Here is a 14399-nt window from a genome sequence, read left to right on the forward strand (position 1 = left end):
ATGGAAAATATTTTGGATCTGTGGAATAAAGCACTTCAAAAAATAGAGACAAAATTAAGCAAACCTAGTTTTGAGACATGGATGAAGTCGACCAAAGCTCATTCTCTTCAAGGAGATACGCTTACAATTACGGCACCTAATGAATTTGCTAGAGACTGGCTGGAATCAAGATATCTCCACTTAATTGCTGATACCATCTACGAGTTGACAGGTGAAGAGCTCAGCATAAAATTTATTATTCCTCAAAATCAGGACGAAGAGGATGCCATGCCAAAATCTCCAATTAAAAAAATGTCTAAAGAAGAGCCCGTTGATATTCCACAAAATATGCTGAATCCAAAATATACATTTGATACTTTTGTTATTGGTTCAGGCAACCGATTTGCGCATGCTGCTTCACTTGCAGTTGCAGAAGCACCAGCAAAAGCATATAACCCGCTCTTTATTTATGGGGGCGTTGGTTTAGGAAAGACTCACTTGATGCATGCGATTGGTCATTATGTCATCGACCATAATCCATCAGCCAAGGTCGTCTATCTATCATCTGAAAAATTTACAAATGAATTTATCAACTCAATCCGAGACAACAAAGCTGTCGACTTCCGGAATCGCTATCGGAATGTAGATGTGCTTTTGATAGATGATATTCAATTTTTAGCAGGAAAAGAACAAACACAAGAAGAGTTTTTCCATACATTCAACACACTTCACGAAGAAAGTAAGCAAATCGTCATTTCTAGTGACCGACCACCAAAAGAAATTCCGACACTTGAAGACAGATTACGCTCTCGATTTGAATGGGGCCTAATCACAGACATTACCCCGCCAGATTTAGAAACGCGTATTGCGATCTTGCGAAAAAAGGCAAAAGCTGAAGGCTTAGACATTCCAAACGAAGTCATGCTCTATATTGCCAATCAAATCGACAGCAACATTCGTGAACTGGAGGGTGCTTTGATTCGTGTCGTTGCTTACTCTTCTTTAATCAATAAAGACATCAATGCAGATCTAGCAGCAGAGGCGCTAAAGGACATTATTCCTTCATCAAAGCCGAGAGTTATTACAATTAAAGATATTCAAAGAATTGTAGGGCAGCAATTTAATATCCGCTTAGAAGATTTCAAAGCGAAGAAACGTACGAAGTCAGTTGCTTATCCAAGACAAATTGCCATGTATCTCTCTAGAGAAATGACCGATTCATCTCTACCTAAAATAGGCGAAGAATTTGGTGGACGTGATCATACGACTGTCATTCATGCTCATGAGAAGATTTCCAAATTAATCGTTGAAGATGAACAGCTTCAGCAGCATGTGAAAGAAATCAAAGAACAATTAAAATAATAAGCTGATATCATAAGTACGGGAAAATGTGAATAACTAGAACATAGTCATGCACAGTCTGTCCACATGTGGATAGGCTGTCTTTCCTTTCTTTTCACTGACTTATCCACATATTCACAAGCCCTACTATTACTTCTACGATTTTTATTAATAAAATATATATACATGTCATTAAGAAAATTTAGGAGGACCACTATGAAATTCACGATTCAAAAAGATCGTCTTGTCCAAAGTGTCCAAGATGTATTAAAGGCCGTATCCTCTAGAACAACGATTCCTATTTTGACAGGGATTAAAATTGTTGCATCTGATGAGGGGGTTTCTCTAACAGGAAGTGATTCTGATATCTCAATTGAATCCTTTATTCCCCAAAGAGATGGAGATTTAGAAGTAATCACGATCGATCGTCCAGGAAGTATTGTACTTCAGGCCCGTTTCTTTAGTGAGATTGTTAAGAAACTGCCAATGGCGACTGTCGAAATTGAAGTAGAGCAAAACCATCTTACAATCATCCGCTCTGGTTCAGCGGAATTTAACTTAAACGGTTTAGATGCTGAAGAATATCCGCATCTTCCGCAAATTGAAGAGCATCATGCATTTCAAATTCCGACAGACCTGCTTAAAAACTTAATTCGCCAAACTGTTTTTGCAGTGTCCACCTCAGAAACACGGCCTATCTTGACAGGTGTAAACTGGAAGGTGGAAAAAGGTGAATTAATATGCACAGCAACGGATAGCCACCGTCTAGCTTTAAGGAAAGCGAACTTAGATATTAACGAGGAAAGCTCATACAATGTCGTGATTCCAGGGAAGAGCTTAACAGAACTAAGTAAAATTCTTGATGATGGGCAAGATCTTGTAAGTATTGTAATTACAGAAACGCAAGTTCTCTTTAAAGCACAAAATGTATTATTCTTCTCAAGATTGCTGGATGGGAATTATCCAGATACAGCTCGTCTGATCCCGCAGGAAAGTAAAACAGATGTTGTGGTCAACACAAAAGAGTTCCTTCAAGCTATTGATCGTGCATCACTTTTGGCAAGAGAAGGTCGCAATAATGTCGTCAAGCTGTCGGCTGATCCTGCGCAAAGCCTTGAAATCTCTTCTAATTCACCTGAAATCGGTAAAGTTGTGGAGACGGTTCAAGCGGATGACATTAAAGGGGAGGATCTCAAAATCTCCTTTAGTCCCAAATATATGCTTGATGCATTAAAAGTATTAGAGGGAACAGAAATTCATGTAAGCTTTACTGGAGCCATGAGACCATTCCTGCTTCGCACGCCGAATGATGATTCGATCTTGCAGTTGATTCTTCCGGTAAGAACATATTAATTCAATCTCAAATGGCTGCTGTGTGAGTGCACAGCAGCTTTTCTTCTCGTTTACCATGCTTTCTAACGCCCTAGTTCGCTTTCCCCCTTTCCTTCTTGTCTTGTTTTTTAGTACAATTAGATATTAGTGATATTGAAAGAGGTCGATACAATGCCTAATCAAATAACCATTGAAACAGAAATGATTACATTAGGGCAGTTTTTGAAATTAGCCGAAGTCATCCAATCTGGCGGAATGGCGAAATGGTTTTTAAGTGAACATGAAGTGTTCATTAATCAAGAGCCAGATAATAGACGGGGACGCAAACTATACCCAGGAGATGTTGTCGAGATAGAAGGTTATGGCACATTTCAAGTTGTGAATTAGAAACGGGTGACAATACATGTACATTCAAAGTCTGGCGTTAACTTCATACCGAAACTATGAACACACCGAGCTTCAATTCGACAACAAGGTGAATGTCATGATCGGTGAGAATGCCCAAGGTAAAACGAACTTGATGGAAGCGATCTATGTATTGTCGATGGCAAAGTCTCATCGTACGTCAAATGATAAAGAACTTATCCGATGGGACGAAGACTATGCTAAAATAGAAGGTAGAGTCATCAAAAAAAATGGTCCACTCCCAATGCAGCTCGTGATCTCAAAAAAAGGGAAAAAGGGCAAGGTCAATCATATTGAACAACAGAAGCTCAGTCATTATGTTGGTGCGCTAAACACCATTATGTTTGCACCAGAGGACTTGAGTCTTGTGAAGGGCAGCCCGCAAATCCGCAGAAGATTCCTCGACATGGAGATTGGACAAGTTTCTGCTGTCTACTTGCATGATTTATCGCTCTATCAAAAAATCCTCTCTCAGCGGAATCATTACTTGAAACAATTGCAGACAAGAAAGCAGACGGATCAAGCGATGCTGGAGATTTTAACAGAGCAGTTGATTGATGCGGCAGCGAAAGTTGTTAAAAGACGACTGATTTTTACGAAACAGCTCGAAAAATGGGCACAGCCGTTGCATTTTGGGATATCTAGAGAGCTAGAAACACTCACGCTCCAATACCAGACGGCGATAGAGGTATCAGAAGCGTCAGACTTGTCGAAAATAAAGAATAGCTATGAAGAATCGTTTCAGAAACTAAGAGACAGAGAAGTAGACCGAGGTGTGACACTGTGGGGACCTCACAGAGATGACCTTCTTTTCTTTGTGAATGGTCGTGATGTTCAGACATATGGATCTCAAGGGCAACAAAGAACAACAGCTCTTTCACTAAAGCTTGCAGAAATTGATTTGATACATGAAGAAATCGGTGAATATCCCATTCTTCTACTAGATGATGTTTTATCTGAACTAGATGATTACAGACAGTCTCATTTGCTCCATACCATTCAGGGACGTGTACAGACCTTCGTCACCACAACGAGTGTTGAAGGCATCGATCATGACACCCTGAAAGAAGCGGAAATTTTCAGAGTAGCCAGTGGAAAAGTAATTGACTGATAAATGAGGTGTGAGTCTTGTATATCCATTTAGGTGATGATTGTGTTGTTTCTACACGAGAGATTGTCGCAATTGTTGATTACAAAATGAGGTCGTCTTCTGTTGTAGAAGAGTTTCTCCAAAAACAAGAAGAACAAATCGTTTCGTTATCACAAGGGACACCCAAATCCATCGTCGTCACAAATGAATCTGTTTATTACTCTCCTCTTTCCTCAAGCACGCTCAAAAAACGTGCTTCATTTGTGATTGAAATTGAAGTCTAAAAGCTCAATTCATATAAATATATCGTTTAAGAAAAGTGTAGGTGAATGTACGTGGCAATGGAACAGCAACATAATAGTTATGATGAAAATCAGATACAGGTGCTTGAAGGACTAGAAGCTGTTAGAAAACGTCCAGGAATGTACATTGGGTCAACCAGTGCAAAAGGACTTCACCATCTTGTATGGGAAATTGTCGACAACAGTATTGATGAAGCGTTAGCTGGTTATTGTACAGACATTACAGTGCAAATTGAAAAAGATAATAGCATTACAGTGAAAGATAATGGTCGCGGAATTCCTGTTGGGATTCACGAGAAAATGGGACGTCCTGCTGTAGAGGTCATTATGACTGTTCTTCACGCTGGCGGAAAATTCGACGGCAGCGGATATAAAGTATCTGGCGGTCTGCATGGTGTAGGGGCATCTGTTGTAAATGCGTTATCTACAACCTTAGAAGTGACCGTATATCGTGACGGAAAAATTCATTATCAGCAGTTCAAACGCGGTGTCCCAGCTGGAGATTTAGAGATCATTGGTGAAACAGATGTCACCGGGACTACCACTCATTTTGTGCCTGACCCAGAAATTTTCACTGAAACTATCGAATTTGATTACGATACACTTGCCAACCGCGTTCGTGAGTTAGCTTTCTTAACAAAAGGTGTAAACATCATCATTGAAGACTTGCGTGAAGGCAAAGAGCGGAGAAATGAATACTGCTACGAAGGCGGTATTAAGAGCTATGTAGAACATTTAAATCGCTCAAAAGAAGTCGTTCATGAAGAACCTGTTTACATCGAGGGTGAAAAAGACGGAATTACAGTTGAAGTGGCATTACAATACAACGATTCCTATTCAAGTAATATCTATTCCTTTGCCAATAATATCAACACGTATGAAGGCGGAGCCCACGAAGCAGGCTTTAAAACAGGTCTAACGCGTGTCATTAATGATTATGCACGTAAAAATGGCGTATTCAAAGATGGAGATTCGAATTTGAGCGGTGAAGACGTGCGAGAAGGCTTAACAGCCATTATCTCCATCAAACATCCAGATCCTCAATTCGAAGGACAAACGAAGACAAAGCTTGGGAACTCAGAAGCGAGAACCATCACAGACTCCCTTTTCTCTGAAGCACTCGAGAAATTCCTATTAGAGAACCCTGACTCTGCGAAGAGAATCGTGGAGAAGGGATTGATGGCAGCTCGTGCAAGAATGGCTGCCAAAAAGGCGCGTGAACTGACAAGACGTAAAAGTGCTCTTGAAGTTTCGAGCTTACCTGGGAAACTGGCAGACTGTTCTTCTAAAGACCCTTCCATCTCTGAGCTTTATATCGTAGAGGGGGATTCTGCGGGCGGATCTGCTAAGCAAGGTCGGGATCGTCATTTCCAAGCGATCTTACCGTTAAGAGGGAAAATTCTAAACGTGGAAAAAGCACGACTAGATAAAATTCTATCGAACAACGAGGTTCGTTCAATGATTACAGCACTAGGTACTGGAATCGGAGAAGACTTCACTTTAGAGAAAGCACGCTATCATAAAATCGTAATCATGACAGATGCGGATGTGGATGGAGCGCATATTCGAACGCTGCTCTTAACATTCTTCTATCGTTACATGCGCGAAATCATTGAAAGCGGTTATGTGTATATTGCGCAGCCACCTCTATATAAAGTGCAACAAGGGAAGCGTGTTGAATACGTATATAACGATAAGCAGCTAGATGAGCTGTTAAAATCACTTCCTCAAACACCAAAGCCTGGACTTCAGCGTTATAAAGGTCTTGGAGAGATGAATGCTACTCAGCTTTGGGAAACAACAATGGATCCAGAAATGAGAACACTTCTTCAAGTCACGCTTGAGGATGCAATCGATGCTGATGAGACATTTGAAATGCTGATGGGAGATAAAGTAGAGCCGAGACGAAACTTTATCGAAGAAAACGCACAATACGTGAAAAACCTTGATATCTAGATAGACTCTATGTGAACAACCTTATTTCTTGTTTGGAATAAGGTTGTTTTTAAAGAATGAGAGGCATGTAACCAATGTCCTGGTTTTCTGCGTTTCCGCTGATTTTCTAGTAAATAAATGTGTATAAAGCCAAGATTATTGATATAATGGAGAATAGTCTTGTGAAGATAAATACATATTTTACTCCCACATAATTTATTTCATGTGATACGTAAAGGGAGGTTCTTATAGTGAGTGAACAACATAAACCAAATGTACGCGAAGTGAATATTAGTCAAGAAATGCGTACGTCCTTTTTAGATTATGCAATGAGTGTTATTGTGTCGCGTGCTTTACCCGATGTGCGAGATGGTTTGAAGCCCGTGCATCGACGAATTTTGTATGCGATGAATGACCTAGGTATGACAAGTGATAAACCATTTAAGAAATCTGCACGTATCGTTGGGGAAGTTATCGGTAAATACCACCCTCACGGTGACAGTGCAGTATATGAAGCAATGGTGCGTATGGCACAAGACTTCAACTATCGCAACATGCTGGTTGAAGGGCACGGAAACTTTGGCTCCGTCGATGGAGATGGTGCAGCAGCGATGCGTTATACTGAGGCGCGTCTTTCTAAGATTTCAATGGAAATCCTCCGTGACATCACAAAGGATACGATTGATTATCAAGATAACTACGATGGCAGTGAAAGAGAGCCAATCGTTATGCCTGCTCGCTTCCCGAACTTACTAGTCAATGGGGCAACAGGTATCGCAGTAGGGATGGCAACCAACATTCCGCCTCATCAACTAGGAGAAGTCATTGACGGTGTGTTGGCAATTAGTGAAAACCCGGAAATGACAACGCAGGATCTAATGGAAGTCATTCCAGGTCCAGACTTCCCAACTGCGGGACAAATCATTGGCCGAAGCGGAATCCGCAAAGCATACGAAACGGGCCGAGGCTCTATTACATTACGTGCAAAGTCTATCATTGAAGAAACATCCAGCGGTAAACAGCGGATTGTCATCAATGAGATTCCATACCAGGTCAACAAAGCTCGTTTGATCGAAAAAATTGCTGATCTTGTGCGCGATAAAAAGATTGATGGTATTACAGATCTTCGTGACGAATCCGATCGTAATGGGATGCGGATTGTCATTGAACTTCGAAGAGACGCAAATGCCCACGTTCTATTAAACAATCTTTATAAACAGACAACGCTTCAAACATCATTTGGAATCAACTTATTGGCACTTGTTGATGGACAACCAAAAGTTTTGTCGCTCAAACAATGTCTTGAATATTATCTAGAGCATCAAAAAGTAATCATTCGCAGAAGAACGGCGTATGAACTTCGCAAAGCTGAAGCAAGAGCTCATATTCTAGAAGGTTTAAGAATAGCCCTTGATCACTTAGATGAAGTCATTTCATTAATTAGAAGCTCTCAAACTGCTGAAATTGCAAGAAATGGCTTAATGGAGAACTATAGCTTGTCTGAAAAACAAGCACAGGCCATTCTCGACATGCGACTTCAGCGCTTAACTGGTTTGGAAAGAGAAAAGATAGAAGATGAATACAAAGGACTTGTTGATTTGATTGCTGAATTGAAAGCCATCTTAGCAGACAATGAAAAAGTTCTCGAAATCATTAGAGAAGAATTAACAGAAATCAAGGAACGCTTCAATGATACGCGCCGCACTGAAATTGTGACAGCTGGTATCGAAACGATTGAAGACGAAGATTTAATTCCTGTTGAGAACATCGTGATTACACTGACTCATAATGGTTATATCAAGCGTCTCCCTGCATCGACATACCGCAGTCAAAAAAGAGGCGGTAAAGGCGTCCAAGGAATGGGAACCAACGAAGATGATTTCGTTGAACAGCTGATCTCAACATCGACCCATGATACGATCCTCTTCTTCTCTAATAAAGGGAAGGTCTATCGTGCGAAAGGGTATGAGATTCCTGAATTCGGACGTACAGCGAAAGGGATTCCGATCATTAACCTTCTTGAAGTAGAAAAGGGAGAATGGATTAACGCCATTATTCCAGTCAGCGAGTTTGATGAAGATTCGTATCTCTTCTTTACAACAAGACATGGTGTATCCAAACGAACGTCATTGTCTCAGTTTGCCAACATTCGAAACAACGGTCTTATTGCATTGAGTCTTCGTGACGAAGACGAACTAATGGCTGTTCGTTTAACCAATGGAGAAAAACAAATCATCATTGGAACGAAAAAGGGTATGCTGATCCGTTTTGACGAAACAGATGTGCGTGAGATGGGACGTACGGCAGCTGGAGTGAAAGGAATCACACTTGCCGAAGATGACATTGTCGTTGGTATGGAAATCCTTGAGCCAGATGCAAACGTATTGATCGTAACTGAAAAAGGATATGGTAAGCTAACCCCTGAAAAAGAATACCGTGTTCAAAGTCGTGGCGGTAAAGGTCTTAAAACGTGTAAGATGACTGACAATAACGGTCCGCTTGTCACAGTGAAGGCAACGAATGCTGAAGCTGAAGAAGACTTGATGATTATTACAGGGAGCGGTGTAATCATTCGTATGGCCGTTTCTGACATTTCAACAACAGGTCGAGTCACACAAGGTGTCCGTTTGATCCGTCTTGGTGATGATGAACATGTCGCTACAGTGGCATTAGTCGAACAATCACAAGAAGACGAAGAAGAGAATAGTGAAGAAAACGTAGAAAATATAGAGTCAGATCAAGAGGAATCTGAGTAAAGATAAAGCCGGTGAAGAACCGGCTTTATTTTTTTATAAAAAAACATGAGTTTTTTTGAAATTTATAATGCTTTTTTTATAGATATATGTTAATCTTTCAAAGGAGCAAAAAGAGGCTCTATTTTTTATCTCTTTCTCAGTAAGAACTTCTTAAAAAAATAAAATGTTTTTCAAGAAAAATGTTGACTGTTGATAGAGATATATGATATATTTAAGTGGTCGCTTTGAGAGAGTGACGCACAAGTTCTTTGAAAACTAAACAAGACAAAACGTACCTGTTAATTCGAGTTTTTGTAAAAAAATCCTATGATACATCATAGGTAGTCAGTCAAACGCTGACGAAAAACAAAACTTCGGTTTTGTACTTTTTCGGAGAGTTTGATCCTGGCTCAGGACGAACGCTGGCGGCGTGCCTAATACATGCAAGTCGAGCGAACAGAAGGGAGCTTGCTCCCGGATGTTAGCGGCGGACGGGTGAGTAACACGTGGGTAACCTGCCTGTAAGACTGGGATAACTCCGGGAAACCGGAGCTAATACCGGATAGTTCCTTGAACCACATGGTTCAAGGATGAAAGACGGTTTCGGCTGTCACTTACAGATGGACCCGCGGCGCATTAGCTAGTTGGTGGGGTAATGGCTCACCAAGGCGACGATGCGTAGCCGACCTGAGAGGGTGATCGGCCACACTGGGACTGAGACACGGCCCAGACTCCTACGGGAGGCAGCAGTAGGGAATCTTCCGCAATGGACGAAAGTCTGACGGAGCAACGCCGCGTGAGTGATGAAGGTTTTCGGATCGTAAAGCTCTGTTGTTAGGGAAGAACAAGTGCGAGAGTAACTGCTCGCACCTTGACGGTACCTAACCAGAAAGCCACGGCTAACTACGTGCCAGCAGCCGCGGTAATACGTAGGTGGCAAGCGTTGTCCGGAATTATTGGGCGTAAAGGGCTCGCAGGCGGTTTCTTAAGTCTGATGTGAAAGCCCCCGGCTCAACCGGGGAGGGTCATTGGAAACTGGGAAACTTGAGTGCAGAAGAGGAGAGTGGAATTCCACGTGTAGCGGTGAAATGCGTAGAGATGTGGAGGAACACCAGTGGCGAAGGCGACTCTCTGGTCTGTAACTGACGCTGAGGAGCGAAAGCGTGGGGAGCGAACAGGATTAGATACCCTGGTAGTCCACGCCGTAAACGATGAGTGCTAAGTGTTAGGGGGTTTCCGCCCCTTAGTGCTGCAGCTAACGCATTAAGCACTCCGCCTGGGGAGTACGGTCGCAAGACTGAAACTCAAAGGAATTGACGGGGGCCCGCACAAGCGGTGGAGCATGTGGTTTAATTCGAAGCAACGCGAAGAACCTTACCAGGTCTTGACATCCTTTGACAACCCTAGAGATAGGGCTTTCCCTTCGGGGACAGAGTGACAGGTGGTGCATGGTTGTCGTCAGCTCGTGTCGTGAGATGTTGGGTTAAGTCCCGCAACGAGCGCAACCCTTGATCTTAGTTGCCAGCATTCAGTTGGGCACTCTAAGGTGACTGCCGGTGACAAACCGGAGGAAGGTGGGGATGACGTCAAATCATCATGCCCCTTATGACCTGGGCTACACACGTGCTACAATGGACAGAACAAAGGGCTGCGAGACCGCAAGGTTTAGCCAATCCCATAAATCTGTTCTCAGTTCGGATCGCAGTCTGCAACTCGACTGCGTGAAGCTGGAATCGCTAGTAATCGCGGATCAGCATGCCGCGGTGAATACGTTCCCGGGCCTTGTACACACCGCCCGTCACACCACGAGAGTTTGCAACACCCGAAGTCGGTGAGGTAACCTTTATGGAGCCAGCCGCCGAAGGTGGGGCAGATGATTGGGGTGAAGTCGTAACAAGGTAGCCGTATCGGAAGGTGCGGCTGGATCACCTCCTTTCTAAGGATATATGGAGCAGTGTGCGTTTTCGTCTTGTTTAGTTTTGAAGGAACTTGGAAAAGATCCTACAACATCATATCTTCGATATGAAAGATGGGCCTGTAGCTCAGCTGGTTAGAGCGCACGCCTGATAAGCGTGAGGTCGGTGGTTCGAGTCCACTCAGGCCCACCATCTTCTATTAAATCGGGGCCTTAGCTCAGCTGGGAGAGCGCCTGCCTTGCACGCAGGAGGTCAGCGGTTCGATCCCGCTAGGCTCCACCAACGTGTTCTTTGAAAACTAGATAACAATAAGTAATACATTCACATTGAATGCAATGCAAAGTTCATCACACATAGTGATTTTTTCTAAAGTAAGAAATGGTTAAGTTAGAAAGGGCGCACGGTGGATGCCTTGGCACTAGGAGCCGATGAAGGACGGGACGAACACCGATATGCTTCGGGGAGCTGTAAGCAAGCTTTGATCCGGAGATTTCCGAATGGGGAAACCCACTGCTCGTAATGGAGTAGTATCCATACTTGAATACATAGAGTATGAGAAGGCATACCCGGGGAACTGAAACATCTAAGTACCCGGAGGAAGAGAAAGCAAATGCGATTCCCTGAGTAGCGGCGAGCGAAACGGGAACAGCCCAAACCAAGAGGCTTGCCTCTTGGGGTTGTAGGACACTCTATACGGAGTTACAAAGGAACGATATAAGCGAAGAGGTCTGGAAAGGCCCGCCAAAGAAGGTAACAGCCCTGTAACTGAAATGTTGTTCTCTCCAGAGTGGATCCTGAGTACGGCGGAACACGTGAAATTCCGTCGGAATCCGGGAGGACCATCTCCCAAGGCTAAATACTCCCTAGTGACCGATAGTGAACCAGTACCGTGAGGGAAAGGTGAAAAGCACCCCGGAAGGGGAGTGAAATAGATCCTGAAACCGTGTGCCTACAAGTAGTCAGAGCCCGTTAACGGGTGATGGCGTGCCTTTTGTAGAATGAACCGGCGAGTTACGATCCCGTGCAAGGTTAAGCAGAAGATGCGGAGCCGCAGCGAAAGCGAGTCTGAATAGGGCGCATGAGTACGTGGTCGTAGACCCGAAACCAGGTGATCTACCCATGTCCAGGGTGAAGTTCAGGTAACACTGAATGGAGGCCCGAACCCACGCACGTTGAAAAGTGCGGGGATGAGGTGTGGGTAGGGGTGAAATGCCAATCGAACCTGGAGATAGCTGGTTCTCTCCGAAATAGCTTTAGGGCTAGCCTCAAGGTAAGAGTCTCGGAGGTAGAGCACTGATTGGACTAGGGGCCCCTACCGGGTTACCGAATTCAGTCAAACTCCGAATGCCGATGACTTATCCTTGGGAGTCAGACTGCGAGTGATAAGATCCGTAGTCGAAAGGGAAACAGCCCAGACCGCCAGCTAAGGTCCCAAAGTATACGTTAAGTGGAAAAGGATGTGGAGTTGCTTAGACAACCAGGATGTTGGCTTAGAAGCAGCCACCATTTAAAGAGTGCGTAATAGCTCACTGGTCGAGTGACTCTGCGCCGAAAATGTACCGGGGCTAAACGTATCACCGAAGCTGCGGACTGTTCTAACGAACAGTGGTAGGAGAGCGTTCTAAGTGCAGTGAAGTCAGACCGGAAGGACTGGTGGAGCGCTTAGAAGTGAGAATGCCGGTATGAGTAGCGAAAGACGGGTGAGAATCCCGTCCACCGAATGCCTAAGGTTTCCTGAGGAAGGCTCGTCCGCTCAGGGTTAGTCGGGACCTAAGCCGAGGCCGAAAGGCGTAGGCGATGGACAACAGGTTGATATTCCTGTACCACCTCCTCACCATTTGAGCAATGGGGGGACGCAGGAGGATAGGGTAAGCGCGGTATTGGATATCCGCGTCCAAGCAGTTAGGCTGGGAAATAGGCAAATCCGTTTCCCGTAAAGGCTGAGCTGTGATGGCGAGCGAAATTTAGTAGCGAAGTTCCTGATTCCACACTGCCAAGAAAAGCCTCTAGCGAGGTGAGAGGTGCCCGTACCGCAAACCGACACAGGTAGGCGAGGAGAGAATCCTAAGGTGATCGAGAGAACTCTCGTTAAGGAACTCGGCAAAATGACCCCGTAACTTCGGGAGAAGGGGTGCTTCTTAGGGTGTTAAAGCCCCGAGAAGCCGCAGTGAATAGGCCCAGGCGACTGTTTAGCAAAAACACAGGTCTCTGCGAAGCCGTAAGGCGAAGTATAGGGGCTGACGCCTGCCCGGTGCTGGAAGGTTAAGAGGAGCGCTTAGCGTAAGCGAAGGTGCGAATTGAAGCCCCAGTAAACGGCGGCCGTAACTATAACGGTCCTAAGGTAGCGAAATTCCTTGTCGGGTAAGTTCCGACCCGCACGAAAGGCGCAACGATCTGGGCACTGTCTCAACGAGAGACTCGGTGAAATTATAGTACCTGTGAAGATGCAGGTTACCCGCGACAGGACGGAAAGACCCCGTGGAGCTTTACTGCAGCCTGATATTGAATGTTGGTACAGCTTGTACAGGATAGGTAGGAGCCTTGGAAACCGGAGCGCTAGCTTCGGTGGAGGCATCGGTGGGATACTACCCTGGCTGTATTGACCTTCTAACCCGCTGCCCTTATCGGGCAGGGAGACAGTGTCAGGTGGGCAGTTTGACTGGGGCGGTCGCCTCCTAAAATGTAACGGAGGCGCCCAAAGGTTCCCTCAGAATGGTTGGAAATCATTCGCAGAGTGTAAAGGCACAAGGGAGCTTGACTGCGAGACCTACAAGTCGAGCAGGGACGAAAGTCGGGCTTAGTGATCCGGTGGTTCCGCATGGAAGGGCCATCGCTCAACGGATAAAAGCTACCCCGGGGATAACAGGCTTATCTCCCCCAAGAGTCCACATCGACGGGGAGGTTTGGCACCTCGATGTCGGCTCATCGCATCCTGGGGCTGTAGTCGGTCCCAAGGGTTGGGCTGTTCGCCCATTAAAGCGGTACGCGAGCTGGGTTCAGAACGTCGTGAGACAGTTCGGTCCCTATCCGTCGCGGGCGCAGGAAATTTGAGAGGAGCTGTCCTTAGTACGAGAGGACCGGGATGGACGCACCGCTGGTGTACCAGTTGTTCTGCCAAGGGCATCGCTGGGTAGCTATGTGCGGACGGGATAAGTGCTGAAAGCATCTAAGCATGAAGCCCCCCTCAAGATGAGATTTCCCATTCCGCAAGGAAGTAAGATCCCTGAAAGATGATCAGGTTGATAGGTCTGAGGTGGAAGCGTGGTGACACGTGGAGCTGACAGATACTAATAGATCGAGGACTTAACCTTTATTCTAATGTGAAGCATGAACATTGTTATCTAGTTTTGAGAGAACATTCTCT

General features: G+C 44.6%; 7 protein-coding genes, 2 tRNA genes and 2 rRNA genes. All 11 read left to right on the forward strand.

What is annotated here, in order from left to right; translation table 11 throughout:
- Complete coding sequence (dnaA, locus tag C5695_RS00005) at nucleotides 1–1341, forward strand: chromosomal replication initiator protein DnaA (RefSeq protein ID WP_117728097.1); 1341 nt, start codon at nucleotides 1–3, stop codon at nucleotides 1339–1341.
- A gap of 195 nt (nucleotides 1342–1536) precedes the next feature.
- Complete coding sequence (gene dnaN / locus C5695_RS00010; protein WP_117728099.1) at nucleotides 1537–2673, forward strand: DNA polymerase III subunit beta; 1137 nt, start codon at nucleotides 1537–1539, stop codon at nucleotides 2671–2673.
- Between the two features lie 150 nt (nucleotides 2674–2823).
- On the forward strand, nucleotides 2824–3039 hold the full coding sequence (gene yaaA, locus C5695_RS00015) for a S4 domain-containing protein YaaA (RefSeq protein WP_117728101.1): 216 nt from the start codon (nucleotides 2824–2826) through the stop codon (nucleotides 3037–3039).
- Nucleotides 3040–3055: 16 nt separating this feature from the next.
- A complete protein-coding gene (gene recF / locus C5695_RS00020) occupies nucleotides 3056–4168 on the forward strand; it encodes a DNA replication/repair protein RecF (protein ID WP_117728103.1) in 1113 nt (370 codons plus the stop codon).
- A gap of 17 nt (nucleotides 4169–4185) precedes the next feature.
- Nucleotides 4186–4431, forward strand: a complete 246-nt coding sequence (gene remB, locus C5695_RS00025) for an extracellular matrix regulator RemB (protein ID WP_117728105.1) — start codon at nucleotides 4186–4188, stop codon at nucleotides 4429–4431.
- 57 nt (nucleotides 4432–4488) lie between these two features.
- The gene (gyrB, locus tag C5695_RS00030) at nucleotides 4489–6405 is read left to right on the forward strand and encodes a DNA topoisomerase (ATP-hydrolyzing) subunit B (protein WP_117732949.1); all 1917 of its coding nucleotides are present in this window, start codon (nucleotides 4489–4491) and stop codon (nucleotides 6403–6405) included.
- Nucleotides 6406–6635: 230 nt separating this feature from the next.
- The gene (gene gyrA / locus C5695_RS00035; protein WP_117728107.1) at nucleotides 6636–9140 is read left to right on the forward strand and encodes a DNA gyrase subunit A; all 2505 of its coding nucleotides are present in this window, start codon (nucleotides 6636–6638) and stop codon (nucleotides 9138–9140) included.
- Nucleotides 9141–9506: 366 nt separating this feature from the next.
- Nucleotides 9507–11055 (forward strand): 16S ribosomal RNA (locus C5695_RS00040).
- Nucleotides 11056–11150: 95 nt separating this feature from the next.
- Nucleotides 11151–11227: transfer RNA gene (locus C5695_RS00045), tRNA-Ile, on the forward strand.
- A gap of 14 nt (nucleotides 11228–11241) precedes the next feature.
- Nucleotides 11242–11317 (forward strand) — tRNA-Ala (locus tag C5695_RS00050).
- Nucleotides 11318–11415: 98 nt separating this feature from the next.
- A 23S ribosomal RNA gene (locus tag C5695_RS00055) occupies nucleotides 11416–14346 on the forward strand.
- The 16S and 23S rRNA genes sit together here with 2 tRNA genes alongside, the layout of an rRNA operon.
- The last annotated feature ends 53 nt before the right edge of the window (nucleotides 14347–14399 follow it).

Source organism: Bacillus pumilus (assembly GCF_003431975.1).
Taxonomy (GTDB): Bacteria; Bacillota; Bacilli; order Bacillales; family Bacillaceae; genus Bacillus; species Bacillus pumilus_N.

What these genes read in the sequence shown, in the direction of transcription:
- dnaA (WP_117728097.1), top strand. Translation starts at nt 1, where the DNA reads ATGGAAAATATTTTGGATCTGTGGAATAAAGCACTTCAAAAAATAGAG.
- dnaN (WP_117728099.1), top strand. Translation starts at nt 1,537, where the DNA reads ATGAAATTCACGATTCAAAAAGATCGTCTTGTCCAAAGTGTCCAAGAT.
- yaaA (WP_117728101.1), top strand. Translation starts at nt 2,824, where the DNA reads ATGCCTAATCAAATAACCATTGAAACAGAAATGATTACATTAGGGCAG.
- recF (WP_117728103.1), top strand. Translation starts at nt 3,056, where the DNA reads ATGTACATTCAAAGTCTGGCGTTAACTTCATACCGAAACTATGAACAC.
- gyrB (WP_117732949.1), top strand. Translation starts at nt 4,489, where the DNA reads ATGGAACAGCAACATAATAGTTATGATGAAAATCAGATACAGGTGCTT.